At 69.2% G+C, this 26040-nt stretch carries 32 protein-coding genes; 25 read left to right on the top strand and 7 right to left on the bottom strand.

Annotation, left to right across the window (positions count from 1 at the left end; all coding sequences use genetic code 11):
- Positions 1–99 precede the first annotated feature (99 nt).
- On the top strand, positions 100–1422 hold the full coding sequence (locus ABZ928_RS34875) for an Nramp family divalent metal transporter (protein ID WP_361527767.1): 1323 nt from the start codon (positions 100–102) through the stop codon (positions 1420–1422).
- 28 nt (positions 1423–1450) lie between these two features.
- On the opposite strand, the gene ABZ928_RS34870 is transcribed toward ABZ928_RS34875, so the two are convergent.
- Positions 1451–2707 carry a hypothetical protein gene (locus ABZ928_RS34870; RefSeq protein WP_361527765.1) on the bottom strand — a complete coding sequence of 419 codons (1257 nt, stop codon included), beginning with the start codon at positions 2705–2707 and terminating at the stop codon, positions 1451–1453.
- Positions 2708–2784: 77 nt separating this feature from the next.
- On the bottom strand, positions 2785–3297 hold the full coding sequence (locus ABZ928_RS34865) for a SigE family RNA polymerase sigma factor (protein WP_361527763.1): 513 nt from the start codon (positions 3295–3297) through the stop codon (positions 2785–2787).
- Between the two features lie 180 nt (positions 3298–3477).
- Between ABZ928_RS34865 and ABZ928_RS34860 the strand changes: the two genes are divergently transcribed.
- Positions 3478–3864, top strand: a complete 387-nt coding sequence (locus ABZ928_RS34860; RefSeq protein WP_361527762.1) for a hypothetical protein — start codon at positions 3478–3480, stop codon at positions 3862–3864.
- Between the two features lie 38 nt (positions 3865–3902).
- Here ABZ928_RS34860 and ABZ928_RS34855 read toward each other — a convergent pair whose 3' ends face one another.
- Positions 3903–5597 carry a glycoside hydrolase family 18 protein gene (locus ABZ928_RS34855; RefSeq protein ID WP_361527760.1) on the bottom strand — a complete coding sequence of 565 codons (1695 nt, stop codon included), beginning with the start codon at positions 5595–5597 and terminating at the stop codon, positions 3903–3905.
- Positions 5598–5889: 292 nt separating this feature from the next.
- On the opposite strand from ABZ928_RS34855, the gene ABZ928_RS34850 reads away from it, so the two are divergent.
- The 14 genes from ABZ928_RS34850 to ABZ928_RS34785 all read left to right on the top strand — a co-directional run bounded on the left by ABZ928_RS34850 (position 5890) and on the right by ABZ928_RS34785 (position 15721).
- A complete protein-coding gene (locus ABZ928_RS34850) occupies positions 5890–6753 on the top strand; it encodes a hypothetical protein (protein ID WP_361527986.1) in 864 nt (287 codons plus the stop codon).
- Positions 6754–6792: 39 nt separating this feature from the next.
- Positions 6793–7500 (top strand): Flp pilus assembly protein CpaB, encoded by a 708-nt coding sequence (gene cpaB / locus ABZ928_RS34845; protein WP_361527758.1) that lies wholly within the window; start codon positions 6793–6795, stop codon positions 7498–7500.
- A gap of 5 nt (positions 7501–7505) precedes the next feature.
- A complete protein-coding gene (locus ABZ928_RS34840; protein ID WP_361527756.1) occupies positions 7506–8738 on the top strand; it encodes an AAA family ATPase in 1233 nt (410 codons plus the stop codon).
- Positions 8735–9130, top strand: a complete 396-nt coding sequence (locus tag ABZ928_RS34835) for a TadE family protein (RefSeq protein ID WP_361527754.1) — start codon at positions 8735–8737, stop codon at positions 9128–9130. Before ABZ928_RS34840 ends, ABZ928_RS34835 begins: the two co-directional genes overlap by 4 nt.
- A 1-nt stretch (position 9131) precedes the next feature.
- Positions 9132–9554, top strand: a complete 423-nt coding sequence (locus ABZ928_RS34830) for a TadE/TadG family type IV pilus assembly protein (protein ID WP_361527752.1) — start codon at positions 9132–9134, stop codon at positions 9552–9554.
- 18 nt (positions 9555–9572) lie between these two features.
- A complete protein-coding gene (locus ABZ928_RS34825) occupies positions 9573–10910 on the top strand; it encodes a CpaF family protein (RefSeq protein WP_361527750.1) in 1338 nt (445 codons plus the stop codon).
- A 9-nt stretch (positions 10911–10919) separates the two neighbouring features.
- The gene (locus ABZ928_RS34820) at positions 10920–11864 is read left to right on the top strand and encodes a type II secretion system F family protein (RefSeq protein ID WP_361527748.1); all 945 of its coding nucleotides are present in this window, start codon (positions 10920–10922) and stop codon (positions 11862–11864) included.
- A gap of 16 nt (positions 11865–11880) precedes the next feature.
- A complete protein-coding gene (locus tag ABZ928_RS34815) occupies positions 11881–12768 on the top strand; it encodes a DUF5936 domain-containing protein (RefSeq protein ID WP_361527746.1) in 888 nt (295 codons plus the stop codon).
- Positions 12769–13059: 291 nt separating this feature from the next.
- Complete coding sequence (locus tag ABZ928_RS34810) at positions 13060–13251, top strand: hypothetical protein (RefSeq protein ID WP_361527744.1); 192 nt, start codon at positions 13060–13062, stop codon at positions 13249–13251.
- Positions 13251–13850, top strand: a complete 600-nt coding sequence (locus ABZ928_RS34805) for a pilus assembly protein TadG-related protein (protein ID WP_361527742.1) — start codon at positions 13251–13253, stop codon at positions 13848–13850. Before ABZ928_RS34810 ends, ABZ928_RS34805 begins: the two co-directional genes overlap by 1 nt.
- Before the next feature lie 35 nt (positions 13851–13885).
- Complete coding sequence (locus ABZ928_RS34800) at positions 13886–14473, top strand: hypothetical protein (RefSeq protein WP_361527740.1); 588 nt, start codon at positions 13886–13888, stop codon at positions 14471–14473.
- An 8-nt stretch (positions 14474–14481) separates the two neighbouring features.
- Complete coding sequence (locus ABZ928_RS34795; protein WP_361527984.1) at positions 14482–15114, top strand: OmpA family protein; 633 nt, start codon at positions 14482–14484, stop codon at positions 15112–15114.
- 47 nt (positions 15115–15161) lie between these two features.
- Positions 15162–15443, top strand: coding sequence for an Arc family DNA-binding protein (locus ABZ928_RS34790; RefSeq protein ID WP_361527738.1), 282 nt, complete (start codon positions 15162–15164; stop codon positions 15441–15443).
- Between the two features lie 68 nt (positions 15444–15511).
- Positions 15512–15721: a hypothetical protein gene (locus ABZ928_RS34785; protein ID WP_361527736.1), complete on the top strand. Its 210-nt coding sequence runs from the start codon at positions 15512–15514 to the stop codon at positions 15719–15721.
- Between the two features lie 224 nt (positions 15722–15945).
- On the opposite strand, the gene ABZ928_RS34780 is transcribed toward ABZ928_RS34785, so the two are convergent.
- Positions 15946–16359: an ATP-binding protein gene (locus tag ABZ928_RS34780; RefSeq protein WP_361527734.1), complete on the bottom strand. Its 414-nt coding sequence runs from the start codon at positions 16357–16359 to the stop codon at positions 15946–15948.
- 201 nt (positions 16360–16560) lie between these two features.
- On the opposite strand from ABZ928_RS34780, the gene ABZ928_RS34775 reads away from it, so the two are divergent.
- Both ABZ928_RS34775 and ABZ928_RS34770 read left to right on the top strand, forming a co-directional pair.
- Complete coding sequence (locus ABZ928_RS34775; RefSeq protein WP_361527732.1) at positions 16561–17397, top strand: helix-turn-helix transcriptional regulator; 837 nt, start codon at positions 16561–16563, stop codon at positions 17395–17397.
- 8 nt (positions 17398–17405) lie between these two features.
- The gene (locus ABZ928_RS34770; RefSeq protein ID WP_361527730.1) at positions 17406–17621 is read left to right on the top strand and encodes a DUF397 domain-containing protein; all 216 of its coding nucleotides are present in this window, start codon (positions 17406–17408) and stop codon (positions 17619–17621) included.
- On the opposite strand, the gene ABZ928_RS34765 is transcribed toward ABZ928_RS34770, so the two are convergent.
- Positions 17569–18258, bottom strand: coding sequence for a type III effector protein (locus ABZ928_RS34765; RefSeq protein ID WP_361527982.1), 690 nt, complete (start codon positions 18256–18258; stop codon positions 17569–17571). The genes ABZ928_RS34770 and ABZ928_RS34765 overlap by 53 nt on opposite strands.
- A gap of 137 nt (positions 18259–18395) precedes the next feature.
- Between ABZ928_RS34765 and ABZ928_RS34760 the strand changes: the two genes are divergently transcribed.
- From ABZ928_RS34760 to ABZ928_RS34750, 3 genes are all read left to right on the top strand, one after another.
- On the top strand, positions 18396–18827 hold the full coding sequence (locus tag ABZ928_RS34760; protein ID WP_361527728.1) for an Hsp20/alpha crystallin family protein: 432 nt from the start codon (positions 18396–18398) through the stop codon (positions 18825–18827).
- Between the two features lie 160 nt (positions 18828–18987).
- On the top strand, positions 18988–19383 hold the full coding sequence (locus tag ABZ928_RS34755; RefSeq protein WP_361527726.1) for a DUF2267 domain-containing protein: 396 nt from the start codon (positions 18988–18990) through the stop codon (positions 19381–19383).
- 66 nt (positions 19384–19449) lie between these two features.
- A complete protein-coding gene (locus ABZ928_RS34750) occupies positions 19450–19887 on the top strand; it encodes a DUF2267 domain-containing protein (RefSeq protein ID WP_361527724.1) in 438 nt (145 codons plus the stop codon).
- Positions 19888–20001: 114 nt separating this feature from the next.
- On the opposite strand, the gene ABZ928_RS34745 is transcribed toward ABZ928_RS34750, so the two are convergent.
- Complete coding sequence (locus ABZ928_RS34745; protein WP_361527722.1) at positions 20002–20391, bottom strand: DUF192 domain-containing protein; 390 nt, start codon at positions 20389–20391, stop codon at positions 20002–20004.
- A 270-nt stretch (positions 20392–20661) separates the two neighbouring features.
- Here ABZ928_RS34745 and ABZ928_RS34740 point away from each other — a divergent pair, with 270 nt between their 5' ends.
- The 3 genes from ABZ928_RS34740 to ABZ928_RS34730 all read left to right on the top strand — a co-directional run bounded on the left by ABZ928_RS34740 (position 20662) and on the right by ABZ928_RS34730 (position 23273).
- The gene (locus ABZ928_RS34740) at positions 20662–21321 is read left to right on the top strand and encodes a hypothetical protein (protein ID WP_361527720.1); all 660 of its coding nucleotides are present in this window, start codon (positions 20662–20664) and stop codon (positions 21319–21321) included.
- Positions 21309–22355, top strand: a complete 1047-nt coding sequence (locus tag ABZ928_RS34735) for a hypothetical protein (RefSeq protein ID WP_361527718.1) — start codon at positions 21309–21311, stop codon at positions 22353–22355. Before ABZ928_RS34740 ends, ABZ928_RS34735 begins: the two co-directional genes overlap by 13 nt.
- 99 nt (positions 22356–22454) lie before the next feature.
- Positions 22455–23273, top strand: a complete 819-nt coding sequence (locus ABZ928_RS34730; RefSeq protein ID WP_361527716.1) for a class I SAM-dependent methyltransferase — start codon at positions 22455–22457, stop codon at positions 23271–23273.
- Between the two features lie 7 nt (positions 23274–23280).
- On the opposite strand, the gene ABZ928_RS34725 is transcribed toward ABZ928_RS34730, so the two are convergent.
- Positions 23281–24441: a winged helix DNA-binding domain-containing protein gene (locus tag ABZ928_RS34725; protein WP_361527714.1), complete on the bottom strand. Its 1161-nt coding sequence runs from the start codon at positions 24439–24441 to the stop codon at positions 23281–23283.
- Between the two features lie 779 nt (positions 24442–25220).
- On the opposite strand from ABZ928_RS34725, the gene ABZ928_RS34720 reads away from it, so the two are divergent.
- Positions 25221–25994, top strand: a complete 774-nt coding sequence (locus tag ABZ928_RS34720) for an isoprenyl transferase (RefSeq protein ID WP_361527712.1) — start codon at positions 25221–25223, stop codon at positions 25992–25994.
- Positions 25995–26040 lie beyond the last annotated feature (46 nt).

Genomic DNA, 26040 nt, shown 5'->3' with positions numbered 1-26040 from the left:
CCCGGGCCCCGGCGCGCATGCCCAGCCGCCGGGGCCCGACCTCCGCCACCGGAGTTCGACCTCTTGTGAGCTCGGCGCCTTTAGGGTTACTTGACCTTCATGGCGGACACCACCGGAAACCCCACTGACACCCCGGCCACTTCCGACACCACCCCCACACCCCGCAAGTCCAGCTGGCGGCACATCGGCCCCGGCATCGTCGTCGCCGCCACCGGCGTCGGCGCCGGCGACCTCGTCGCCACCCTCATCGCGGGCAGCAACTTCGGCTACACCCTCCTGTGGGCCGCCGTCATCGGCTGCCTCGTCAAGATCTCCCTCGCCGAGGCCGCCGGCCGCTGGCATCTGTCCACCGGCCGCACCCTCTTCGATGGCTGGGCCAGCCTGGGCCGCTGGACCTCGTGGTTCTTCGTCGTCTACGTCGTGATCTGGGGCTTCGTCTACGGCGCGGCGGCGATGTCGTCCAGCGCGCTCCCGCTCCAGGCCCTGTTCCCGGACGTGATGGACCTCAAGTGGTGGGCCGTCGCCTGCGGTCTGAGCGGCCTGGTCTTCGTCTGGTTCAACAAGTACGAGGTCTTCGAGAAGGTCATGACGGTCCTCGTGGGCGTCATGTTCCTGGTGACGGTCTATCTGGCCATCCGGGTCACGCCGAACCTGGGCGACGCCTTCGCCGGCCTGCTCCCTGTCCTCCCCGACGAGAAGGACTCCATCCTCAACACCCTGGGCCTCATCGGCGGCGTCGGCGGCACCATCACCCTTGCCGCGTACGGCTATTGGGTCAACGCCAAGGGCTGGACCGACACCGGCTGGATGAAGGTCATGCGGCTCGACAACCGCGTCGCCTACGCCACCACCGGCATCTTCGTCATCTCGATGCTGTTCGTCGGCGCGGAGCTGCTCCACTCGGCGAACGTGGCCATCGCGTCCGGCGACAAGGGGCTCATCCAGCTCACGGACATCCTGGAGGCCGAATACGGCTCGGCGACCGCCAAGTTCTTCCTCATCGGCTTCTTCGCCACCTCGTACACCTCCCTCATCGGCGTCTGGCACGGCGTGAGCCTGATGTTCGCCGACTTCGTCGCCCGCTTCCGCACCAGCCAGGCGGCGAAGGGCGAGGAGGTCGCCTCCGGCGCGCGCGAACGCTCCTGGCCCTTCCGCGCGTACCTGCTCTGGCTGACCTTCCCGCCCATCGTCCTGCTCTTCCAGGGCCAGCCCTTCCGCCTGATCATCCTCTACGGCGTCCTCGGCGCGGCCTTCCTCCCCTTCCTCGCCGGCACCCTCCTCTGGCTCCTCAACTCCCCCCGCACACCCGGCGAATGGCGCAACGGCCTGATCAGCAACGCGATGCTGGTGATCGCCGGGCTGCTGTTCCTCGTCCTGTGCGTGAAGCAGATCTGGGACCAGCCCTGGTCGGAGTTCTTCTGAACCACCTGGGGCTGAACCCTTTGGGGGTCTAGCCCCAGGCCGGGTTGAGGGCGATCTCCCGCAACTGGTCCTTCGTGAGGGCCGGAGTCGCGCGGGTCACGGCGTCGTGCGGGCCGCCCGCGTTCAGGGCGCTGATCACAACCCGCAGACCGTCGGCCCGCACGGTGTCGACGGTGTACCTGACCGCGCCCCCGACCCCCTTGTCCCCGCCGTCCTCCCGGACGGAGACCATCGTGCCGTCGGGCAGGGTCTCGGCCCCGTCCTTGAAGAAGCTCTCGGAGGTGATGTCCCCCATGTCCGGCTGCACGTTGATCTCGATCATGCTCTTGCCCTTGCCGTCATCGACGACGACATAGCCGTAATCGCCCTCGTCCTCACTGCGCGAGACCAGCTGCACCCCGTCGGGGAGCAGGTCGACGAGCTTCTTGGCGACGTCCGTGACGGCGGGGGCGCTCTGCGTCGGCGACGGTTCCGCGGGCGGCTGGCCGGGAAGGGCGTCGACCGCCTCCAGCCACGCGGGCGCGGTCGCCAGCTTCTTCAACTCCGCGTAGTCCAGGGCGGGTTCGCTACGGGTGACCGGGGCGCCCTTCTCCTCGGTGGAGTTCCACTCCGAGACCTGGACGTGCTGCCCCGTCGGGGTGACCAGCTCGGCCCACCACCGCTTGGTGGGCTCGCGCTTGTCGGGATACTCGTAGCCCTGGACGACCAGGAACGTGGAGCCGTCGCCGAGCCGGCCGGCCTTGCAACTGTCGTACGGGATGAACAGCTTGTCCGGGCACTTGGCCAGCTCACGGGCCTCGTTGCCGCCCGGCTGGACCTTGCCCAGGTTCACCGTGACGGCGGTGTCCCCGTCCCCGTCGTCCCACACGAGCTTCGCGTACGCCCCGAACTCGTCGGCCGTACCGCGCCCGGCCTCCTCGCTGAACTTCCCGTACCCGAGCAGGTCCTTGAGCGTCCGGATCAGCTCCTTGTCGGTCACGGCGGGCGCGGTCGACGACGCGCTGGGCTTGGCGCTCGGCTTGGCGCTGCGATCGGAGGCCACCGACCGCTGCTCCGGATCCGTACCCCCGCCACCCGCCAGAAGCAGCGTCCCGCCCACCCCCACGAGCGCGAGCGACGCCGCCCCGCCCACGACGGCCGCGCGCCGCCGCAGCCGCAACCGCCGTCCGCGCGCCAGGCCCGCGGAGGTGAGCGCGGCCGGGTCGGTGGCGAACTGTCCGCCGACAGCGCGCAGTTCGGCGGCGACACGGTCCTCGAAGGGATCGCTGTGCTGGTGTACGGGCATGGCAAACTTCCGTTTCCGCGAGGTCCGAGTGAAGTGGGTCGATATCGAGGTGTGTGTCGAGGTGGGGGGGCTGGAGGTCAGAAGCGGGCGTACTCGCCGAGATCCTCGCCGAGCAGTTCACGGAGCCGGCCGAGGGCGCGGGTGCAACGCGTCCGTACCGCGGCGGAGCTGGCGTGCATCGCGTCGGCCGTCTCCTCGATCGAACGGTCCTCCCAGTAGCGCAGCACGACCACCGCCCGGTCCTTGGCGGGCAGCCGGGCCAGCGCCTGAAGCAGCGTGAGCCGCAGCGGTACGTCGTCGGCGTGCTCGGCGTACGCCTGCTCCGGGAACTCGTCGGTGGCGCGCTCCCGGCTGCTGCGCCGGCGCTGATGGGCGAGGAACGCCCGGGTGAGGACGGTCTGCGCGTACCCGGCGGGGTTGCCGACCCGGGTCACCCGGTGCCAGCTGATGTACAGCCGGCCCAGGGTCTCCTGCACCAGATCCTCGGCGAGATGCGTGTCCCCGGCGGTGAGCAGACACGCGGAGCGGTACAGATGCCCCGCGCGCGCCGCCGCGAACTCCGCGTACTGGTCCGCAAGGACCTGTCTCATGTGTTCCCCCTGCTGATGGGCGCGCGCTCACTTCGCGCTCTCACTTCATTGATGCGGTGGGCCCCCGGAAATGTTTCACATGAAGTTCTGAGGATCTTGAGGGCATGGGCACAGCGCACAGGGCAGGCGGGTAAGTTTCCGTGCGCACACACGTACGCGCACCGCACCGGGGGACGAACGATGACCCACCCGCCGTACCCTCCCCAGCCACCCCAGGGCTTCGGCCCACCCCCGCAGATGCCGCAGTACCCGGCGTACCAGGCGTACCCGGCGCAACCGGCCCCGGCGGGCCCGGAGTTCCTCGCCGTCGACCGCCGCAACTCGGTGGCCGTCGACGCGTCTGGCGTCACCCTCGAAATCAACGGCGTGGAAGCCGAGTTCGACTGGCCCGAGATCCGCAGCGTCCACTACAAGGCGAGCCCCAACGGCAAGTCCCTGATGCTGGCCGTCGTCCATCTCGACGGCCAGTTCTACGAGTGCGTGGTGGAGGCGAAGCCCCGCGAACGACTGAGGGAGTGGTTCGCGGGGCTGTCGGCCGTGCTGGGCTACTACCGGCCGCTGGGATGACGACCGGCGTGAGCCGGGCTAAGTCGGGCTAAGCCGGGCTAAGGCAGCGCGTGCACATGCGGCCCCACCGCGTTCGACCACGCGTTCCCGGCCGCCGCGTCCCAGTTCGTGGACCACGTCATCGCACCCCGCAGCCCGGGATACGTCTTCGACGGCTTGAAGGAGCCGCAATTCGTGCCCAGGGCGAGGCAGTCGAGGGCGTTGTTCACCACGGTCGGTGAGACGTAGCCGCTGCCGGCGCCGCTGGTGGAGGCCGGGAGGCCCAGGCCTACCTGGGAGGGGGAGAGGCCGCCCTCGAGTTGGATGCAGGCCAGGGCGGTCAGGAAGTCGACGGAGCCCTGGCTGTAGACCTTGCCGTCGCAGCCCAGCATCGAACCGCTGTTGTAGTACTGCATGTTGACGACGGTGAGGATGTCCTTGATGTTGAGGGCCGTCTGGAAGTAGGCGCCGGACGTGGACTGCATGTCGATGGTCTGCGGGGCCATGGTGATGATCAGGGACGAGCCCGCCTTTGACGACAGGGACCTCAACGCCTGTGTCATATAAGTCGCGTTGAGGCCGTTCTCCAGGTCGATGTCGACGCCGTCGAAGCCGTACGTCTGCATCAGCGAGTACACCGAGTTCGCGAAGTTCGCCGCCGAGGTCGAGTCGCTCACCGACACCGTGCCGTTCTGGCCGCCCACCGAGACGATGACCTTCTTCCCGGCCGCCTTCTTCGCCGCGATGTCCGCCTTGAACTGGTCGACGGTGTAGCCCCCCAGCCCGGCCGAGTCCAGGTTGAAGGTCACCGCACCCGGCGTCGTCGTCGCGTCCGCGAAGGCGACCGCGATGATGTCGTACTGGGACTGCACGTCGGAGATCTTCTGGACGGTGGCCCCGTTGTTGAAGTTCTGCCAGTAGCCGGTGACGGCGTGCTTCGGCACACTCCCGCCCCCGCCGCCCGTCGACGCCGTCGTCGTCCCCGTCACCGCCGTCGACTTCGCGGACTCACCCGCCGCGTTGGTCGCGGTGACCTGGAAGGAGTACGACGTGGAGGCGGCGAGCCCGGTCACCGTCGCCGACGTTCCCGTCACCGCCGTCACCTTCGTGCCGTCGCGGTAGACGTTGTAGCCCGTCGCCCCCGACACCGTCCCCCAGTTGAGGGACACCGACGACGACGTCGTACCGGAGACCGCGAGGCCGCTCGGGGCGGAGGGGACCGTCGGGAGGGGGTCGGTGCCGCCGCCTCCGTCGGGGCCGTAGACCGAGACGTCGTCCGCGTAGTACGCGGGCTGGCCGTACCAGCCGTGGGTGTAGACCGTCACCGAGGTCGTCGAGGCGCCGGTGGTGAAGGTGGTCGACAGCTGCTTCCAGGCCGTCGAGTCGGGGGTCCAGGTCGAGACGTCCGTCGTCCCCGTGCCGGTCACACCGAGATAGGCGTAGCCGCCCTGCACCCACGCGCTCAGCGTGTACGTCGAGTTGGGCTTGACCGCGACCGCCTGGGTGCACTTGGCGTTGTCCTGCCCGGCCGGCGTCGCCTTCAGCGCGGCCGAGCCGCCGTGCACCGGCGAGGAGACGGTCGTACCGCTGCTCGCCGTGCACGTCCAGTTGGTCAGGCCGGACTCGAAGCCGGCGTTCTTGGCGTTGTTGATGTCCGCGGCGGCGGCCGGAGCGGTGCCGGAGGCGCCGAGGGCGAGGGCGGCGAGAACCGCTGCCGACCAGAAGCGAGACGAGCGTCGTCTGAGTATGGCCATGACAAGGAGATTGGTTCAGACCAATGCCTCTCGTCAATAGGTCCAGACCATCTTCACCGCTCCTCCATGGCCCAGCGGCATATGCAATCCGCCCTATTTTGTGGAACCTTGCGCAATAACAGTTGCCATCAGCTGAAGAAACGCTGTTCTCCGGTCACATCGCCGTGGTTAGAGTGCTGACGTAGTCACGCAGTGAAGTCGACTGGGTGTGCCGGAGTGACGCCGGTCGGGCCGGCGGGCAGGGGATGGGGAGCTGCGCGTGCCAACTGCCATTGCCGTGACCGGTGCCGACATGGCGCTGCCGCCGCAGGACGAGCGGACCGTGCCCGCGATCGTCCTCAAGGACCTCGACAAGGAACCCCTGGAGCGCTCGCTGCTGGGCATGCGCGCGCTCGTCGAGCAGTACGGGCATGTGATCGTCGTCTGCTCCCGGGCACTGCCGACGGCCGTCGAACGGCGCCTGCACACCGTACGGTCCCTCCTGGAGAGCGACCGCATCGCCCTGTTCCGTCCTGATCTGCCGCCCCTCGGACTCGCCGTGCTGGCCCGCCAGTTGCGCCAGCTGGCCTCCTGCGACCTCAGCCCCGGCGTACTCGCGTCCGCGGGCCGGCTGCTCACCCACTACATCCACGCCGGCGCCGTCCTCGGCTCCGTCACCAAGCTCGACCGCGTTCCTGTGGACCTCAAGGCGCATGCCAAGTCATGGGTTCCGGGAAGTCAGTTCGGTGTGATCGCGCATCCCGAGCCACAGCTCGTCCGCATCGGGCCGGAAGCGGCCCTGAAGGGGCCCGAGTTCGGCACCGCCATGCTCGTCGCCAAGGGCCCGCAGTTCCAGTCCGACTGGATCGCCACGACCCTCGCCCCGTCCTGGAACGTCCAGGGCCTGCGCGAGACCCGTCTCCCCGCCGAGTCACCGCCCTGGTGGGGCACCCCGAAACTCGTCGAGTTCTGTTCCTTCCTGCCCGACCTCTCGGTCCTTTACCAGCTGGTCACATCGGTCCGGCAGAGTTCCTGCCACTGGTGCGGCATCGACGTCATCGGCGACCGCTGCGTGTTCTGCTCCGCCACTTCACCGCTCATCGACAACCAGCCACAGCCCCAGACCCGGACCCAGCCCCGGAAGCAGTACCCGCAGAATCAACTCACCGCCGGGTGAGCCCTGTCGACCTAATCCCCCAATGAGGTTGCACGGTCCATGAACTCCCGTCAGCGCCGCGGCGTGATACTCCTGATCCTGTCGGTCGTCTGCGCCCTCGCGGCCTTCGCCGGCGTCCTCTCCGTCATCAGCGACGTGAAGTCCAAGGTCGGCCCCGAGGTCACCGCGTACCGGCTCAAGGACGACATCGAGCCCTATACGCCGCTCAGCGCGGGCCAGTTCGAGAAGACCGAGATGCCCGAGCGCTGGCTCTCCGCCACCGCCGTCACCGATCTCCGTGACATCGAGGGCAAGATCGCGGTGACCGACCTCAAGAAGGGCTCCCTGCTCCAGAGCGACATGATCGTGGCACAGCCGGCTCTGCAGCCCGGGCAGCAGGAGGTCGCCATCATGATCGACGCGGCGACCGGAGTGGCCGGCAAGATCACGCCGGGCTCCACGGTCAACGTGTACGCCACCTTCGCGGGCGAGCGGGAGGGTGCCCCCGCCCAGTCCAAGATCATCGTAACCAACGCCAAAGTCCTCGACGTAGGCAGCCTCAAGGCCCTCGAACCCGACGAGAGCGACCGCAACCGGCAGACCACCGAGGCCGTCCCGATCACCTTCGCCCTCTCCACCCTCGACGCCCAGCGCCTCACCTACGCCGAGTCGTTCGCCGAGCGGGTCCGCCTCGCGCTGGTGGCGCCCGGAGACACCGCGCCGGTCCCCGACCAGGACCGCACGTACGAACTGACGAAGGACAAGTGAGCCGTATGCCCACGAGGATCCTGCCGGCTGTCGGCGACGCGGACGCGGTCCGCTCCATCACCACCCTCCTCAGCCAGCTCCCCGACGCCGAACCGGTCGCCCCGGTCGTCGACTCCACCCAGCTCATCGACACCCTCGCCCGCCTCGCCGCCGAGTCCGTCGACGAACTCCCCGAGGTCGTCGTCGTCCACGAACGCATCGGCCCCGTACCGGCGTTGGAGCTCATCCGCGAGGTCGCCCTGCGCTTCCCCGCGGTCGGCGTCATCCTCGTCACCTCCGACGCCAGTCCCGGCCTCTTCCAGGCCGCCATGGACTACGGCGCCCGCGGCCTCGTCGCCCTCCCGCTGAGCTACGAGGAGTTGGCCGTCCGGGTGCAGGCCGTCGCCCAGTGGTCGGTGGGCGTACGACGTCATCTGGGCGCGAGCGTCGACGTGTTCACCGGAGTCGGCGGCACGGTGGTGACGGTCAGCGGCTCGAAGGGCGGAGTCGGTACGACCCTCACCGCCATCCAACTCGCCCTCGCCGCCCAGGCGTCGGGCCGCAGCACGGCCCTGGTCGACCTGGACCTCCAGACCGGGGACATCGCCTCCTTCCTGGACGTCCAGTTCAGGCGCTCGGTCGTCGACCTGGCCGCGATCACCGACATCTCCCCGCGCGTCCTCGCCGACGCGGTCTTCCGCCACGACACCGGCACGGCCCTGCTGCTCGCCCCCGGCGAGGGCGAACGCGGCGAGGAGGTCACCGACCGGGCCGTCCGCCAGATCGTCAGCGCCCTGCGTTCCCGCTACGAGATCGTTGTCATCGACTGCGGCGCCCAGATAGGCGGCGCGGGTGCGGCGGCCGTGGAGATGGCCGACACGGCCCTCCTCGTCACCACCCCCGACGTGATCTCGGTCCGCGGCGCCAAACGGACCGTCCGCATGTGGGACCGCCTCCAGATCCGCAAGGCCGAGGAGACGACGGTGGTGGTCAACCGCCACACCAAGGGCACCGAGATCCAGCCGCCCCTCATCCAGAAGATCACCGGCACGGCGGTGGCGAGGGTGGCGATCCCCGCCAACTTCAAGGAACTCCAAGGGGTCGTGGACGCCGGCCGCATCCACGAACTCGACAGCAAGAGCGTGGTCAAGCAGGCCCTGTGGGGGCTCGCGGGCGAACTGGGCCTGGTCAAGGCGGTCGAGGGGGCCCAGAAGGGCGGAGGGCTGGGCTTCCGCCGCCGCAAGGAGATCGGCCCATGAGGAGGCGGTGGCCTTGGGGGCGGCGGTGGCGGGACTCCGGCCAGGTCACCGTCGAGTTCCTCGGCATGACCCCGCTGATCATCCTGACGCTGGTCCTGGTGTGGCAGTTCGTGCTGGTGGGATACACGTTCACGCTGGCGGGGAATGCTGCGGACGAAGCGGTACGGGCGGGAACGGCAGCGGCGCCGGGGGAGCGAGGCGGCGCGTGCCAGCAGGCGGGCCTCGACAAACTCCCGGGCGCCTGGGACGGCACGGTGACCTGCACGACCGGCGGCGGCTACGTCAGGGCCACGGTCCAGCTCCAGGTCCCCGTCCTCTTCCCGGGCTCGATCGGCTTCCCGTTCACGGTCGAGGGCCATGCGGGGGCCGTGGAGGAGGAGAAGGGGGACTGAGATGTCGTACGACGGGAAAGTCCGGCCTGACGACGGGAAAGCGCGGTCCGCCGATGGGGAGACCCGGTCTCTCGACGGGAAGGTCCGCCGGGTCCGCGACCGCGGGCAGGTGGCGATCGAGTACCTCGGGTTCATCCCGATCCTGCTCCTCGTCGCGCTGGCGGGGGTGCAGGTCGGCCTCATCGCGTACGCCGCCCAGCAGGCCGGTACGGCGGCCAGGGCGGGGGCGCGGGCGGCCTCGCTGGACCACAGCGCCCAGGAGGGCTGCGCGACCGCGATCAGCGACTGGCTGTCCGTGTCCTGCTCCACCGCCGGGGGCGACGACTCGGTGACCGTGACCGCCACCGTCGACATCCCCGCGGTCGTCCCCTTCTGGGACTTCGGCGACGCGAACAAGACCGCCACCATGCCGCTCGACCACTGAACCGAACGAGGTACCCCCATGAGCCTGCGGTCCCGCATCAACACCCCCGAGGAGAACGGCAGTCGGGGCGAGGACGGCCACCTGGTCGCCTCGTACCGCGCCAAGCTGCTGGAGGAGATCGACCTCGCGGAGATGAGCTCGCTCGCGGCGGCCGAGCGCAGGGCCCGTCTGGAGCGGGTGCTCGGGCACATCATCAGCCGCGAGGGCCCGGTCCTGTCGACGGTCGAGCGCTCGCAGCTGATCCGCAGGGTCGTGGACGAGGCGCTGGGCCTGGGCATCCTGGAACCGCTCCTGGAGGACGCCTCCATCACCGAGATCATGGTGAACGGCCCGGACGCGATCTTCGTGGAGCGCGGCGGCCGGGTGGAGCAACTCCCGCTCCGCTTCCCCTCCCACGACCAGCTGATGCAGACGATCGAGCGGATCGTGTCGACGGTCAACCGCCGGGTGGACGAGTCGAACCCGATGGTCGACGCCCGGCTCCCGTCCGGCGAGCGGGTGAACGTCATCATCCCGCCCCTGTCGCTGACGGGCGCGACGCTCACGATCCGCCGCTTCCCGCGCTCTTTCACCTTGCAGGAGATGATCGGCCTCGGCTCGCTGGACGAGCACATGCTGTATCTGCTGGCCGGGCTGGTCCAGGCGAAGTTCAACGTCATCGTCTCGGGCGCGACGGGCACGGGGAAGACGACCCTGCTGAACGCCCTCTCCGGCCTGATCCCCGAGAACGAACGCATCATCACGATCGAGGACTCGGCCGAACTCCAGCTGCAACAGGCCCATGTGATCCGCCTGGAGTCCCGTCCCCCGAACGTCGAGGGCAAGGGCCGCATCACCATCCGCGACCTGGTCCGCAACTCCCTCCGTATGCGCCCCGACCGGATCGTGGTCGGTGAGGTCCGGGGCGGCGAGTCCCTGGACATGCTCCAGGCGATGTCAACCGGCCACGACGGTTCGCTCGCGACCGTCCACGCCAACAGCACCGAGGACGCGCTGATGCGGCTGAAGACCCTGGCGTCCATGTCCGACGTCGGCGTCCCCTTCGAGGCGCTGCACGACCAGATCAACAGCGCGCTGGACGTACTCATCCAGCTGACCCGCTTCCCCGACGGAGCCCGCCGCATCACCGAGATCGCCATCCTGGACAGCCACGGCAGCGAGCCGTACCGCCTGGCCACGGTGGCCCGCTTCAACGCCCTGCCGATGGGCCCGGACGGCCGCGTCTACGGCACCTACGAACACCACCACCTGCCCCGCCGCACGGCCGACCGCCTCTACATGGCCGGCCAGCCGATCCCCCAGGCCTTCGGCGTGGCCCAGTCCGTACTTGAGCTGACGACCCGAGAAGCCAGGTAGGTACGCCCGATGGAACTCGATTCCTTGATCACCCTCACCACGGGCATCGCCCTGCTGACCTGCGGCCTGGCCGTGGCGGGCCTGCACGCCTACGCCATGGGCAGGGCCCAGCGCCAGGCCCTCGTGGACCGCCTCTCGGCGACGGGCCAGATACCGGCGGGCGTACGCCGACGCCGCTTCCCGGGCCTGGACCGCCGCCTGCGCCGTACAAAGCTGGGCCGCAAGCTCGAACTCCGCCTCGCGGCAACGGGCTTAGACATCACCCCGGGCGAGTTCTTCGTCTACATGATGTCCACGGCGGCCGGCCTGTGGCTGATCAGCCAGGCGGCCCTGGCCCCCTTCTTCGGCCCGCTCGCCGGCCTCCTCGGCATCTGGCTGGCACTCCAGTTCCTCAACTGGCAACGCCAGAAACGCATCGAGAGGTTCATCAACCAACTCCCCGAACTGGCCCGCATCCTGGCCAACGCGACGCAGGCGGGCCTGGCCCTCCGTACGGCGATCGGCATGGCGGCGGAGGAACTGGAGGCCCCGGCCGGCGAGGAACTCGGCAAGGTGGCCAACCAGTTGTCGCTGGGCGCGTCCTTGGACGAGGCCCTGGGCGAAATGGCGGAGCGCCTGCCGTCCCGCGAACTGGTGGTCCTGGTAACGACGTTGGTCCTGTCGAACCGGGCGGGCGGTCAGGTGGTAGGCGCCCTGCGCAACCTCACGGAGACCCTGGAGGAACGCAAGGAGACGCGCCGCGAGGTCCGCACCCAGCTCTCCCAGGTCAACATGACGTCGTACGCCGTCCCGGTGTTGGGCATCGGCTCACTGCTCCTGATGAACAGCGTGAAGGACGGCGCCCTGGACCGTATGACGGGCTCCCCGTACGGCCAGGCGGCGGTGATCATCGCGTTCTCGCTCTACGCGGTGGGGTTCATCCTGATCCGCCGCATGTCACGGATCGACGTCTGAGGGAGGGGGACCGGACATGGAGTACGTGCTCGCCCTGGCGATGGGCCTGAGCGTGTGGGGCATCTTCGCGGGGATCCGCATGTACCGGGCGGACGCGAAGCTGCCGGGCGACCTGGTCCTGGCGCTGGAGATCGGCGCCACGCGCACGGGTGCGGTGGACTCGGTGATCGACCGTTTGGGGATGCGGTACGCCCCGGCGGTCCTCCGCCTGATGGGCCCGACGCAGGTGGCCAAGTACCGCCGCAAGATCGACCTCGCCGGCAACCCGGGCGGCCTGACACTCGACCGCTACGCGGCCCGCAGGGCGGTCTACGGCTTCCTGGGCGGCTTCGGCGGCCTGCTGTTCCTCATGCGCGGCAGTTTCGTCGTGGCTCTGCTCCTCTTCGCCTTCGCCGCTTTCTGGACAGAGGTCGGCATCTGGTCGGCGATCCGCATCCGCAAGGACGTGATCGAACGGACCCTCCCGGACTTCCTGGACGTCCTGGCGGTGGTGGTGAGCGCGGGTCTGGGCTTCCGGCAGGCCCTGGACCGGGTCGCGACGAAGTACGAGGGCCCCTGGGCGGACGAACTCCGCATCACCCTCCGCCAGATGGACCTCGGCATGAGCCGCCGCCAGGCCTTCGCCGAGCTGCGGCGACGCAACGACTCCGAGCAAGTGGCCATGTTCGTCACGGCGTTGCAGCAGGGCGAGGAACTGGGCGCCCCGATCGTCGACACCCTCATCGCCCTCGCCAAGGACATGCGCCGCACGGACGCCCAGAACGCCCGCCGCAAGGCGGCTCGGGCCGTACCCAAGGCCACGATGATGATCACGACGTTCATGGTCCCGGCGACGATGCTGCTGCTGGGCGCGGGGTTGATCTTGGGCTCGGGGACGGACTTCGGGTCCATCACGGGGAAGTAGGGAGGTCGATCGCTTACGCAAACATCAACAAGCCGTACCTGCGAGGAATTTGGCGCAAGAGCTTTCGCACTAGCAATCAGATGTGGGATAGTCGCGGACGTGTCGCTCATGGTTCTGGCTCAGCGTGAGGAGGGTGGGAGATGACCCAGCGGACGACTTGGCGATGGGTTTCGGTCAAGGCCTGGAAATGGGCCCAGGAACCGGCTGGCGTTCTGGGCGCTCCCGCGTACTTTTCTCACAGGACTTGCGAGTTCTGCGTTCCGCGATCGCCTGACGCTGAAGGGGAACAGTATGAGCAACTGGATCAACAGTACGGTCGCGTATCTCAAGGCCCGGGCCGCCCGAGACGACAAGGGTCAGACGGCCGTGGAGTATCTGGGCATCATCGCGGTGGTCGTCGCGATCATCCTCGTCCTTCTCGGTACGGACTTCGGGGGTGCGATCGCCGACGCGATCACCGCGAAGATCGCCGAAATCACCTGATGCGCCGACGCGCACGCGGAGACGCAGGACAGGCCTTCCCCATCTACATCACGGTGGTGGGAGGCCTGCTCTTTCTCGCGTTCGCGTACCTTGCGGTCGGCCAGGCCGCGGCGAACCGGAACGGAGCCCAGACCGCCGCCGACGCGGCGGCCCTGGCGGCGGCTCAGGACCGACGGGATCAACTCGCGGGCCTGTGGCTGACGGACATCCTCGACCCGACCAAGTGGCAGGACATCTTCGACGGCAACGCGGAGGGACTCGACCCTTCGTGCGGTCGTGCGGACGAGCTCGCGGCGCAGAACGACGCCGTGGTGCTGGTCTGCGACCCGGATGGCCCGCTGGCGTACAAGGTCGAGGTCAGGACCAACAGGTCCGTGGGGGAGTCCGTCATCCCTGGCACCGAGGACGAGAGGTCGACGGCCTCCGCCCGCGCGGAGATCGAGCCCCTGTGCGAGTTCGAACTCCCCGCCGAGGACGCACCTGAGGACGACGACTTGCCGGGCCTGACCTGCAAGGACAGGAACTGGGACGTGGACCCGGACAACCCGACCGGTCTGCCCGAGCCCCAGGACCTATTCGACGTCCACCTGGCCGACTGACAAGCGAACGACGAGTGATGAAGGAAGGCAGACGCATGAGCAGCATTCGGTTCACGGCGAAGGCCCGCAGGGGAGTCGTCGCGCTGGCGCTCGCGGCCGGACTGGCCGTCGGTGTGGCCGGTTGCGGCGGGGGCGGTGACGACGACAAGAAGCCGGAGACGACGGCGTCTGCTTCCAAGGGTGACGGAGGATCCGACCCGAGCCCTCAAGAGGGCCAGTCGGACGAGCCCCAGGCCGAGCTGAAGGGTTCGAGCGGGTTGATCCTCCAAGTCACCTCCGCCGAACGCGACTCCGGCGGATTCCTCACGGTGAACGGCACGCTGAAGAACGACACGGGCAAGACGATCCCGGTGCCGTCCGGACTGCGAGGCGACGAAACCGAGGTCATCGCGCACGGCAGGTCGCTCGGCGGAGCCACCCTCGTCGACTCCAAGGAGAAGAAGCGCTACTACGTCCTGCGCGACACGGAAGGGCGCCCGCTGACGACAACGGGCCTGGGCGTCCTCAAGGCAGGCGAGGAACTCCCCGTCTTCATGCAGTTCCCGTCCCCGCCTGAGACCACAACGGAGGTTTCCCTCCAACTCCCCACCTTCTCCAGCGCCACGATCAAGATCTCCGGGTGAGGCAGGCCATGACCTTCACCGCACCCCGAGTGGCCTTGGTGGTGACCGCCGCCACGGTCATGGTCGCCACGAACCTCTACGGCGCCGTGGCGGCCCGAGCCGACGGGGACCCGAGCGTCCCCCCGGGCACCGAGGCCTCGGCCTCCGCCCCCGTCCAGGTCGACCCGAACGACCCCGACCTGAAACTCCCCGAGGGCGCCACCCTCGCCGAGCCCAAGGTCCTGGACATCAAGCAGGTCGTGGAGGACGAGGCCGGCGAGGAACGCCGCGAAGACACCAACGCCGACGTCAAGTTCGCCCTCCAGGCCGAGGTCCTCTTCAGCAAGGACAGCGCGAAACTGAGCGGCGAGTCCAAGGCCCGTATCGCCGCCATCGCCGACGAGATCAAGAAGCAGAACGCCACGAAGATCCGCGTCTTCGGCTTCACCGACAACCTCGGCTCCTCCGCCCACGGCGACGTCCTGTCGAAGCAGCGCGCCAACGCCGTACAGGACATCCTGGAGTCCGAACTGAACGACGCCAACGTCACCTACGAGGTACGGGGCTACGGCGAGCAGTACCCCATCGCCGACAACTCCACGGAGACGGGCCGCAAGAAGAACCGACGGGTGGAGGTCTCCTTTCCGCGCGGGGAAGGCTAGCGGCCGGCGACAGGGCACTCGGCGCGTACGTGACTCATACTCGCGGCATGGCCGATGTCATGATCCGTGTGCCCGCCGAAGTCCGTGACCAACTCGCCGCCGTCGCAGAGGCCCGGGGCACGAGTCTTCGTGCCCTCATGCAGGAGATCGCCGCCCAGACTCTGACCGCGGAACAGGTCAAGGAGAGGGCCGATCGCACCCGCGCGGTGCTTGCCGAGCGGTTCGGTCATCACGTGACGGACGAGGAGTCCGCGGAGATGCGCCGCAAGATGCGCGAGGCCAGCGCTGCCTGCCGGGCCGCGCTCGCGGAGGCGGAGCCGTCCCGTTAAATCTCACCGAACTCGTTGTCCTCGACAGCTCCACACTGTGTGGCCGCCTCGACGCTCCGGCAGCCAGCGTGGACGCGCGCCTGTGGGTGGAGGAGGCTGAGCGCGAGAGAGCGGCGATCGTCGCCGAGCTGTCCCGCGACGAGGTCGGTCCTGGTGTAGCCGCAGCCGTACATGCCGCCCGGCCGAACCTGACACTCCCCGACGGAGCGCTGGTGGCCACCGCCGCGCCGGACCTCTACGCCGGGCTCGGAGTCGGGATCATGGCCCTGAGCTGCTGACGGGCGGGAGCGGCTCGGCCAGGCCATCTCAGAATGCGCGGCGCTGAACTGAAGTCGGCGCACGACGTATTCATCGACCAGGCCGCCCAGCCCCAGGCATGCTGCGACGAGGCCGAGAACGCCCCGACCTGCCCACCCCGCCCGACAGGGACGCCCACCGAGCCGCAGTAGAAGGCGTGCTTGAACAACCGCCCGTTTGCTGGGTTGCGGCCCCACGGTCACTCTCAAGCCGCGGCCAGCTCACACCACACGTACTTCCCCCGGTTGCCCTCCCTGGTCAACGGCTGCCACCCCCACACGTCGGCACACGCCCGCACCAACGCCAGCCCCCTCCCCTCCTCCGCCCAGGTGATCTCCTCCAACACCCCCGGCGGCTCAGGAGGCTCCGGATCCGCGTCCCACGCTCCGAGCCGCAGCACGCCCGCCGCCCACCGCACCCGCAGCGCGGCAGGCCCCTTCGTGTGCCGTACGGCGTTGGAAACCAGCTCCGCCGCGAGGAGCTCCGCGACGTCGACGAGGCGGATCAGGCCGTGCATCGTGAGGATGAGTCGGAGGGTGCGGCGGCTGACGGTGACGGCGCGGACGTCGTTCGGGATGTAGAGGGTGTACTCCCAGGGCGCGGGTTCGGTTTCGGGCATGGTCAACTCCCGTTCGGTGAGGGTGGGGTAGCGCGCGGTGGCGGTGTCGCGGCCGCCGTGGCAGGGCGGCGCGGTGCACTTCCGCAGCGTGTGCGTTGCGTCACCGAAGGTAGGGGGTACATGTAACTTCCGGCAAGCTGATCGCGTAATCTGGCCCCGAACGGGCCTCATTGGCAGGCGTGTTGAACCGAGGAGCGGCGGATGGTCCCGAGGCGTGAACCAACTGCACGTCAGATGCGCCTTGCGGTCGAACTGCGCAGGCTCCGCGAGGCGGCCGGCCTGACCACCATCGAGGCGGCGGCGCTGCTCGGGGTGAATCGGGTCCAGGTAAGCCAGATCGAAGCCGGGATGAAGGGGGTGAGCGAGCAGCGCCTGCGTCGTCTCGCGTCCCACTACGCCTGCACCGACGGGGAGTTCGTCGACGCCCTGGCGGTCATGGCAACGGACCGTACGCGCGGCTGGTGGGAGGAGTACCGAGGGCTCCTGCCGACGTCGTTCCTGGACATCTCCGAACTGAACCACCACGCCGCCTTCCGCCGCGACGTGGCCATCCTCTACGTGCCCGGCCTGCTACAGACGGAGGCCTACGCCCGAGGCGTCTTCTCCGCGAGGGTCCCCGAACTCACCCAGGAGGAGCTCGAAGTACGCGTGGGCCACCGCATGGCCGGCCAGAAGGTGGAATTCCCCTACGAGTTGGTGATCCATGAGGCGGCCCTGCGCATCAGGGTCGGCGACCGCAGCGCCTCCCGGGCGCAACTCACGAAGCTCCTGGACTTCTCGGAGTCGGACAACGCCTCCGTGCGCGTCATCCCGTTCGACCTCGATGGCTTCGGCAGGGCGGCGAGCACCATGACGTACGTCGGTGGCCCGGTCCCCAAGCTGGACACCGTGGTGCGCGACGTACCGCACGGCTCGGCCTTCATCGACTGTGAAGCACAGCTCGGCGCCTTTCGAACGCGTTTCCGTAAGGTGGAAGGTGTCTCACTCGACCCCGAGCGGTCGCGTGACTTCATCCACCGGCTGGCGAAGGAGCTGTGAGGCAACGCATGGACAACTGGCGGAAGTCGACCTACTCGGGCCCCGACGACGGCAACGAGTGCGTGGAGATCGCCAACTCCACCACCCACGTGGCCATACGCGACTCCAAGGCCCCCACCCGAGCCACGCTCACCTTCTCCACCCCCACCTTCACCCCCTTCATCGAAGCCCTCACTCAGGAGTCACCGAACCCCCGGCGGAGCCCCCAGCCGCCGCGTCCGTAAGGGCGTCAAGCCGGGCTGCGAGTTCAGGGTGGCTGGAGGTCAGATGGACGCGAGTGGCGTTGAGCGGGTGGAGGAGGGCGGCCGGGTCGTCGTGGCCGAGGGCCGCGTCGAGCTGGGCGAGGGGGCGGCGGGCGGCGGCGGGCAGGTCGGTGAGGGCGGTGATCTGGCCGGCGATGCGGCGCAGGTCGGCCGCGTTGCGGCGGGCCCAGCTGGCGGTGGCGCGTTCGGTGGCGCGGCGCTCGCGGGTGGCCTGGACGCGCTGTTCGCCGGTGGTGCCCGCGGGGCCCGGGCGGCCTCGTAGGTAACGGCGTTCGGCGGCCTGGCGGCTGGCGACGCCGAGGGGGTGGGCGAGGTCGAGCCAGCTGGCTCCCGCGTGGCGGGCGGTCTCGATCAGGCCGGTTTCCCATCCGGCGAGCTGCTCCCGGACCTGCCGCAGCAGCAGGAGGGAGGCCAGGGCCTGCTCCGGGGCGACCTCGTCGGGATCGACGGCGTCGGGGTTCTCGTGCTGAGCGGCGTGCAGGGCGTCGTTGATGGCTTGGAGTGCCGTCGCGGCGGCGAGAAACGACGCCGGGCTGGATACGTCGACGTCCACGTCTACGTCGACGCCGGGCGGAATCGGCTGGTCGGCCGGGGTCATGGGCACCTCCGGGGCACCTCCTTCAGTAGTCATCCTTTGGACGACGCCATGTTTGTCATCCATTGGATGACATGGTACAACGGTTTCAGTGAGGCGCATTGGCAGCCACTGCCCGAACCTTCCTGGAGGTGTTTCCAATGTTGATGCGCACTGACCCCTTCCGTGAGCTGGACCGGCTGGCACAGCAGTTGATGGGCCCCGGCACCTGGTCGCGCCCCTCCCCGATGCCGATGGACGCCTACCGCGAGGGCGACACATACGTGGTGGCCTTCGACGTCCCCGGTGTCAGCGCGGACGCGATCGACATCGACGTCGAGCGGAACATGCTGACCGTCAAGGCGGAGCGCCGGCCCGTGGCCAAGGCCGACGACGTGCAGATGGAGCTCTCGGAGCGGCCGCTGGGCGTCTTCTCCCGCCAGCTCGTGCTGGCCGACACGCTGGACACCGAGCACATCCAGGCCGACTACGACGCCGGTGTGCTCACCCTGCGCATCCCGATCGCCGAGCGCGCCAAGCCCCGCAAGATCACCATCGGCGTCGGATCCGACCGCAAGGAGATCTCCGGCTGAGCCGGATGGCCGAGGGCTGAAGAGCGGCGGAGGACGGGCGACTGATCTCCCCTCCATCCCGGGCCTGTCCTCCGCGCCCTCCGTGGGCCCATGGCCTCCATGGGCTCCGTGGGCCCTCCATTGCCGGGAAAGCCAGTGCCGAGGAAGGGTGGCGGCAGACGTGACCGTGCGACGGGAAGCGTTCCTCGACCATGTGAAGGAACGCGGTGAGTACGACACCGTGCAGGAAGCCGACCGTGCGGCGCGTGTGGTGCTCGCGCTGCTGGGCGCGCACCTGGTCGGCGAGGTGCGCGCACGGCTGGCGGCGCGTCTGCCGGACGGCTTCGCGCTGATCCTCCTCAACCCGTTGCAGAGCGCCGAGCCGTTGCCTCCGGAGCGGTTCGTGCGCGCGGCCGCGGCGTGGATCGAGGGGGCGACCGAGCAGACCGCCGCCTGGGATGTCGGCGCCGTCCTGTCCACGGCCGCCGACGCGGCCGGCGACGACCTCCTCAAGGAGATCCTGCTCCAGCTCCCGCCGGGCTACGACCTCCTCTTCGGCCACCCCCGGCCCACCTGACCACCCACCCACCGGTGACCGCGCGCCGGTCACCACGACCCCGGTGACAGAAAGGCAACCACCACCGTGATGTCCGACCAGCACACGCCGCTCCAGCAGTCCTACGACAGGGCGTACGAGCACATGCTGGAGAAGGTCCGCTACGAGGGCGCCTACCCCACCCGTGAGCGGGCCGAGGAAGCCGTCCGCCTGGTCCTCGCCGGACTGGGACGCCAGCTGACCGGCGACGAACGCGTCGAACTGGCCGCCCGCCTCCCCCTCGAAGCCGCCCGCATCCTCACCGCCCAGATCCCCGACACCCGGCAACTGGGCGGCTGGGCCTTCGTCAAGGACCTCGCCGCCCGCAACGGTGCCTCGCTTGCCACCACCCGCTGGGACACCGGGTCCGTCTTCTCCGCCGTCGCGGCGTATGCCGGCCCCGATCTCGTCACCCGCATCCTGCACCAACTCCCCTCCGGCTACGCGCTGCTGTTCGGCCGCGCCGAACTCACGCAGGCGGCATAGCCGAGCCGCACCGCACCGGCGCCACCCCCTGCCGGTGGCCGTGCCGCCCGCCCGCGCGTCACGGCCACCGGCACGGCCAACACTCCGTCTCTGTCCGGCCGTTCCCGGAGACAGTCACCCAGCGCCCTCCGCTTCCGCCTCCACCTCCACCCGCACCCCGGCCCGCAGCCCCCACCCCGCCATCGCCCCGGCCTCCGCCTCCACCACATGCCGCGCACGGATCCGGGGCAGTCCCAGACGCCCGGGCTTCATGGTGCGTACGGCGATGACGTTCAGCTTGCGATCGAGATAGGCGACGTCGATCGGCATGCGCATACGGAAGGTGTGAATGCTGTTGGCAGGCGAGAGCAGGATGGCCCCGTCGACGGAGTCCCGCCCCAACAGCCCTTTGGTACGGGCCCGATAGGAGGCGGCGATCTCCAAGGGAACGGAAGCCCCGCCCGACTCCGACTCTCCCCCCACGACCAGAGTCCCCCGCCCGTCCCGCAACCGCCGTTCCGCCATGCTCCGGCCCCTTTCCGCGCTCAGTGTCGGCCGAACGTACCGGCATGCTGGCCGACGATCGTCTCTCCTTTGCTTGTTCATAACTGGAATCGCACGCTCAGCACGGAGAGGCGGGCGCGTTACGCAACCGTTACGGCCCAACCCGGTCCGTCCACGCCCCATTTGGGCGCATAAACCCTAACGGTTGACAACCTTCACCCTGGTGTCACCGCGGCCCCCTGGATAGCGTTGGTTCGCTCAAGAGAAGCCTCGCCTCACCGGGAGCCGACCGTGAACCGCCGCCCCACCCTGTTCGCAGCGATCGCACTGACCGCCACGGCGGTCCTGACGCTGTCCGCGTGCGGGAGCGATGACAGCTCCAAGGACAGCGACAACGACAAGATCGCCGGAGCCGACACGGGAAGCGAGACGTCGCCGTCTCCGAGCCCGAGTGCGTCGGCGGCCGCCGGGCGCCCGAAGATCGAGATGCCGTCGGACCTGTCCTACACCTTCGACTGGCCGAAGACGGGCGATAAGGACAAGGACGCGGTTCTGGCCGACGGGGAGCAGTCCATCAAGGCTGTGGACCTGGCGATCGTGAACCAGAACGCACTCGACAAGGCGTACCTCTACTACTACGAGGGCGAGGCCGCTTTCGGAGTAGAGAAGTTCGTCAAGGAGTACGTGGATGCCAAGGCGAGCATCACGGGGGCCTACCGCTTTTACGACCCTGAAGTGGCCGTCGACAAGGACGGCACCGCTTCCCTCAGCTATTGCGAGGACCAGGGCAAGGCGTATGTGAAGGACCTCAAGACCAACAAGGCAAAGAAGACCAAGGTCACTTCCGACAGTTACGTGATCTACCACACGTCCCTCAAGAAGAACAGCAAGGGCGTCTGGGCGATCCAGAAGATCGTCTCGCAGAGGGGGAGCGCCAAGTGCCAGCCCTGACACGCGCAATGAAGGTGCCGACCGCGGTTGTCGTCGGTGTCTGCTTGTCGCTCTTCGCGTTTCCAGGGGCGGCGCATGGCGATGACTCGCCGACCGGAGGCACTCTCGACTCGAGTAATCCGCAACAGGATGCGAACGCCGACGGCAAGGGCAACCTCTCCGTCACCGTCGGCGGCGTCGTCTTCGACCGTTCGAAGAACGGCAGCGGCAACTCCACGGGCGCGCTGACCTCGACCACGTCCTGGACGCCACCGGCGTGCTGGTACGCCCCGATGTACACCCCCGATCAACTGCAGAAGAAGCTGGAGCCGATCTGGGAGGTCGGTTCGACCGGGGCGGAGTGGGACAACTCGCAGCGGGAGAAGTACAACGCCAACGACGAGGAAAAGGGCTTCAACAAGGACAAGGCCGGCGACGGGTACTGGTGGGGGACGTACGTCAACAAGAGCTACCCGCCCGGCTGGGACTCGTGCTACGACGATGACTACTTCTGGGTGGACACCGGCGACGCCCCACCCGCCAACGTCAAGAACGCCGTCACCCCCGAGATCCTCGCCGAACTCGCCTACAACGAGATCCGAGTCCCCGGCACCAAGGTGACCCTGGCCCCCGCCAACGCCACCAAGGTCAACCTCCCGACCTGGGCCTGGCTGGACGCCGCCGACTTCAAGCCGGTCTCCGTCACGGCCTCCGTCCAGGAGATCGGTATCTCGGCGACCGCCACCGCGGAACCCGTGTCCCTCAAGATCGAGCCCGGCACCGCCGACGCCGTCACCTACCCGGCATCCGGCGTCTGCGAGATCGACAACGGCCGTATCGGCGAGCCCTACGCCAAGGGCAAGGCCGACCAGGCGCCGCCCTGCGGAGTGAAGTACCTGCGCTCCTCCGGCGACGGCACGTACCCTCTCCGGGCCACGGTCACCTGGAGGATCACCTGGACCGGCACCGGCGGAGCGGGCGGCGACCTCCCCGACGGCAGCTTCGGCGCCACGCAGAACGTCGTCGTACAGGAGATCCAGGCAGTCAACCGCTGAGCAGCCCCCTCGACGCACCCGTCCCCTCCCGGCTGGGCAGGGGACGGGCGAGAAGAAGAACAGCGGCACCCGTCCCCACCCCCCTGCAACCATCCCCCCATGACCACCCACCGCCACCCCGACAACCCCCACGCCGACAACCCCCACCCCACCTACGAAACCCTCGTAGCCGAAGGCGCCGCCGTCCCCACCGCCGGCTGGGACTTCTCCTGGTTCGAGGGCCGGGCCACCGAGGCGCGCCCCTCCTGGGGGTACGCCACCGCCAAGGCCGGCCGCCTCTCTCGCGCCACGGCCGCGCTCGACCTCCAGACCGGGGGAGGGGAGGTGCTGGACTTCGCCCTCCGTACGGCGGAGCGGGCGCCCGTGCTCACCGTCGCGACCGAGGGCTGGCCGCCCAACGTGGCCAAGGCCACCGCACTGCTCCGCCCGCACGGCGTCGCCGTCGTCGCCGCGCCCGAGGACGCCCCGCTGCCCTTCGCGGACGCCGCCTTCGACCTCGTCACCAGCCGCCACCCCGTCGCCCCGAACTGGCCCGAGATCGCCCGCGTACTCCAGCCCGGCGGCACGTACTTCGCCCAACACGTCGGTCCCCGCAGCGTCTTCGAACTCGTCGAGCACTTCCTGGGACCCCAGCCCGAGGCCAGCCGCTCGGCCCGCCACCCCGACCGAGAACGCGCCGACGCCGAGGCCGTGGGGCTCGAAGTCGTCGAACTGCGCGCCGAGCGGCTGCGGATCGAGTTCCACGACATCGCCGCCGTCGTCCACTTCCTGCGCAAGGTGGTGTGGATGGTCCCCGACTTCGACGTCGACACCTACGACGCCCAACTCCGCACCCTGCACGAGCGGATCGAGTCCGAGGGCCCCTTCGTCGCCCACAGCACCCGCCACCTCTTCGACGCGAGGAAGCCGACCCCCTGACCCCCACTCACGCGTGCGCCCCGACCGTCACCTCCCCGATCACCAACTCCGGCTTCGCCTCCAGCACTTCACCCACTCGCTCCACCCGTTCCCCCAACTCCCGTTCTTGCCGCGCCGTCAGCCGTCGCAGAGGCTCGACCGTGACCGTCGTACGCCGTCCCTGGCGCCGTTGGTGCCAGACGCCGGCCACCACGCCGTCGACGAGGAGCAGCGGGAAGTTCCCCGCCTGCCCGCCCGCCAGCGCCCGCTGGTACGCGGCACCGGGGAACAGCCGCTCACGAGGCTGGGCGGCGATGCCGTACGCGTCGAAGTAGGGGAGCAGCCGGACGCCCCGCACCGGTTCCTCCGGGAACGCCGCATCCCCCGCCTCCACCCAGGCGGCCCCCGCCCCCTCGAAGTCGACCTCCTCGATCTCCCCGGCCTCCGCCATCCGCCGGAACAGTCCGGACGCCCAACCGCCGGGCGCCGCCAGCCACTTGGCGAACCACGCCGGGGTCGCCGGACCGTAGGCGCGCAGATAGCGTCGTACGAGGGTCCGTACCGCCTCCTCCTCCGGCAGCGGAGTGAAGTGGGGTGGGCGGGTGTAGGTCACCTTGCGACCCCGGTTGGGGCCGAAGCACAGGGCGCCGGACCAGCCCGCGCGGTGCAGTACCTGCCGCCAGCGCGGCCACAGGGTCTGGAAGGCGGGCATCACCAGGTCGCCGGCCCAGGAGCCGGTGCGGGCCACGACCTCCTCGCTCAGCTCGTCCACGGTGAGGCAGACCCCGTCGAGGGCGTCCCCGATCGCCGCCACGATCTGGTCGGCCTGGTCCTCGGTGACCCGTACGTCCGGTGCGAAGCCCGATCCGGCGGCCCCCGGAATCGAAGGCAACGCGGCGCACCACACGGGGAGTTCGGCGACGGGGAGCAGATGGACCGTCCCGCGCGGGCCGTGCGTCTTCACGAGCGACCGTCCGTCCCCCTCTGACAGGGCCGCGCGTACGTCCGCCCGCGTCACCCCCTCCGTCCGCACCCCCACCGACAGCTCGGCCGCCGACAGCACCTGGGCATGCGCCCCGAGCATCGCGGCGACCACATCGGCGACGGCGGTGCCCGTTTTCGCGGAAGTGGCCAAGAACTGCCGTTCGAGCCGCCGGGCACTGGCGCCGGCCCACGTAATCCTCGTCATGCCCCGACGCTAGGCGGGAATGAGGTCAGGAAGCGTCCTAGATGGCCGGCGACCCGCCCGCCCCCGCCCCCTCGATATCGCAAATCGGGCAATCGACGCATCCATACCCCATTCCCCCTTCGGATCCATGGGATTCACGAGGTTTCCACATCGTTATCACCATCAGCTCGCTTCTTACTCTGATCTCACGTAAGTTCAGACCAAGGTAATTCGCGTCAGCAAAGCTGCGCGGGCGGCATCGCGCAGCGGAGGGGGCTGCGCGGTGCCCTGCCTTCCCGTCGTCCGGCGTCAAGCAAAGGTTCACAGCGGGCGTCACCCGACTGGGCGACCGTCCCCACGTCCTCCGGATCACCCCGGAACTCACGCCATCGCCCTGGGAATCCGCCGTGATCCGGCCATGAACGCCCTATGAACGACCCGTTTCCCACCCCCGGCCGCGTCGCCATCCGACTCCGGAGAGTAGTTGTGGCACGCCGATGCACGCAGCATCACTTACGAAGGGTTATGGTGGAAACCCCCCCTCGGGCCGGTCCGTCTCCCCCCCACGGACCGGCCCGTTTTTTATGCCCACAGAGGGCACTCCTGGAGAGACGGCAACCCGCATCCACCTAAGGGGCGCGGGGAACTGGGAACTGCGCGACCAGCCACGAACAACCCGCAGTCGCCCGCGTACAAAGGCCACCCCCCCACAGCCGGCGCACAACCCCGAGACACGGGCCCACTGGCCGCACCGGTACCCTTCAGCCGCGGGGACCGCATCCGCACGGAGGGGCAATCACGTGAACCTGCGCGACAAGCTGCGCGGCCTGCTCGTCAGGCTCTACGCACGCCGGGTGGAAGGCCACCTGGACCACGCTCAGGTGCCCAAGCACATCGGCGTCATCATGGACGGCAACCGCCGCTGGGCGAAGGCCGCGAAGGCCACGACCGTCCACGGTCACCGTGCGGGTGCCGAGAAGATCGAGGAGTTCCTCGGCTGGTGCAGCGAGACGGACGTCGAGGTGGTCACGCTCTGGCTGCTGTCGACGGACAACTTCGACCGCCCCCGGGACGAACTCGGCCCGCTGCTCGGCATCATCGAGGATGTCGTCCGGACGCTTGCCGCGGACGGGCGCTGGCGCGTGCACCACGTCGGCACCCCCGACCTGCTGCCCGCGCAGATGCAGACGGCGCTGAAGGAGGCGGAGGAGTCCACCGCCCACATCGACGGGATACTCGTCAACCTCGCCATCGGCTACGGCGGTCGCCAGGAGATCGTGGACGCCGTGCGGTCGATGATGCTCGACGCCGCCGACAAGGGCACCTCGATGGAGGAGCTCGCCGAGTCCGTCACCATCGACGCGATCGGCCGCCACCTCTACACCGGTGACCAGCCCCACCCCGACCTCGTCATCCGCACCAGCGGCGAACAGCGGCTGTCCGGATTCATGCTGTGGCAGACGGCTCACTCCGAGTACTACTTCTGTGAGGTCTTCTGGCCGGCCTTCCGCAAGGTCGACTTCCTCCGGGCCATGCGCGACTACGCGGCGCGGCACCGCCGTTACGGCGGCTGAGGCGCAGCTGCCGGGAGTACCCCGTTTGGGGCTGATGTAACAAGGA

Source organism: Streptomyces sp. NPDC046909 (assembly GCF_040644695.1).
Taxonomy (GTDB): Bacteria; Actinomycetota; Actinomycetes; order Streptomycetales; family Streptomycetaceae; genus Streptomyces.
Note: the sequence above shows the minus strand (reverse complement) of the source record. Positions and strands in the feature narration are given on the sequence as shown.

Bases quoted from the DNA above. Each gene is read 5' to 3' on its own strand.
- ABZ928_RS34790 (WP_361527738.1), top strand. From the start codon at position 15,162: ATGGCCGATGTCATGATCCGTGTGCCCGCCGAAGTCCGTGACCAACTC.
- ABZ928_RS34810 (WP_361527744.1), top strand. From the start codon at position 13,060: ATGAGCAACTGGATCAACAGTACGGTCGCGTATCTCAAGGCCCGGGCC.
- ABZ928_RS34815 (WP_361527746.1), top strand. From the start codon at position 11,881: ATGGAGTACGTGCTCGCCCTGGCGATGGGCCTGAGCGTGTGGGGCATC.
- ABZ928_RS34805 (WP_361527742.1), top strand. From the start codon at position 13,251: ATGCGCCGACGCGCACGCGGAGACGCAGGACAGGCCTTCCCCATCTAC.
- ABZ928_RS34830 (WP_361527752.1), top strand. From the start codon at position 9,132: ATGTCGTACGACGGGAAAGTCCGGCCTGACGACGGGAAAGCGCGGTCC.
- ABZ928_RS34795 (WP_361527984.1), top strand. From the start codon at position 14,482: ATGACCTTCACCGCACCCCGAGTGGCCTTGGTGGTGACCGCCGCCACG.
- cpaB (WP_361527758.1), top strand. From the start codon at position 6,793: ATGAACTCCCGTCAGCGCCGCGGCGTGATACTCCTGATCCTGTCGGTC.
- ABZ928_RS34800 (WP_361527740.1), top strand. From the start codon at position 13,886: ATGAGCAGCATTCGGTTCACGGCGAAGGCCCGCAGGGGAGTCGTCGCG.
- ABZ928_RS34820 (WP_361527748.1), top strand. From the start codon at position 10,920: ATGGAACTCGATTCCTTGATCACCCTCACCACGGGCATCGCCCTGCTG.
- ABZ928_RS34760 (WP_361527728.1), top strand. From the start codon at position 18,396: ATGTTGATGCGCACTGACCCCTTCCGTGAGCTGGACCGGCTGGCACAG.
- ABZ928_RS34870 (WP_361527765.1), bottom strand. From the start codon at position 2,707: ATGCCCGTACACCAGCACAGCGATCCCTTCGAGGACCGTGTCGCCGCC.
- ABZ928_RS34840 (WP_361527756.1), top strand. From the start codon at position 7,506: ATGCCCACGAGGATCCTGCCGGCTGTCGGCGACGCGGACGCGGTCCGC.
- ABZ928_RS34835 (WP_361527754.1), top strand. From the start codon at position 8,735: ATGAGGAGGCGGTGGCCTTGGGGGCGGCGGTGGCGGGACTCCGGCCAG.
- ABZ928_RS34765 (WP_361527982.1), bottom strand. From the start codon at position 18,258: ATGACCCCGGCCGACCAGCCGATTCCGCCCGGCGTCGACGTAGACGTG.
- ABZ928_RS34770 (WP_361527730.1), top strand. From the start codon at position 17,406: ATGGACAACTGGCGGAAGTCGACCTACTCGGGCCCCGACGACGGCAAC.
- ABZ928_RS34850 (WP_361527986.1), top strand. From the start codon at position 5,890: ATGGCGCTGCCGCCGCAGGACGAGCGGACCGTGCCCGCGATCGTCCTC.
- ABZ928_RS34855 (WP_361527760.1), bottom strand. From the start codon at position 5,597: ATGGCCATACTCAGACGACGCTCGTCTCGCTTCTGGTCGGCAGCGGTT.
- ABZ928_RS34725 (WP_361527714.1), bottom strand. From the start codon at position 24,441: ATGACGAGGATTACGTGGGCCGGCGCCAGTGCCCGGCGGCTCGAACGG.
- ABZ928_RS34860 (WP_361527762.1), top strand. From the start codon at position 3,478: ATGACCCACCCGCCGTACCCTCCCCAGCCACCCCAGGGCTTCGGCCCA.
- ABZ928_RS34780 (WP_361527734.1), bottom strand. From the start codon at position 16,359: ATGCCCGAAACCGAACCCGCGCCCTGGGAGTACACCCTCTACATCCCG.
- ABZ928_RS34745 (WP_361527722.1), bottom strand. From the start codon at position 20,391: ATGGCGGAACGGCGGTTGCGGGACGGGCGGGGGACTCTGGTCGTGGGG.
- ABZ928_RS34730 (WP_361527716.1), top strand. From the start codon at position 22,455: ATGACCACCCACCGCCACCCCGACAACCCCCACGCCGACAACCCCCAC.
- ABZ928_RS34775 (WP_361527732.1), top strand. From the start codon at position 16,561: ATGGTCCCGAGGCGTGAACCAACTGCACGTCAGATGCGCCTTGCGGTC.
- ABZ928_RS34865 (WP_361527763.1), bottom strand. From the start codon at position 3,297: ATGAGACAGGTCCTTGCGGACCAGTACGCGGAGTTCGCGGCGGCGCGC.
- ABZ928_RS34825 (WP_361527750.1), top strand. From the start codon at position 9,573: ATGAGCCTGCGGTCCCGCATCAACACCCCCGAGGAGAACGGCAGTCGG.
- ABZ928_RS34875 (WP_361527767.1), top strand. From the start codon at position 100: ATGGCGGACACCACCGGAAACCCCACTGACACCCCGGCCACTTCCGAC.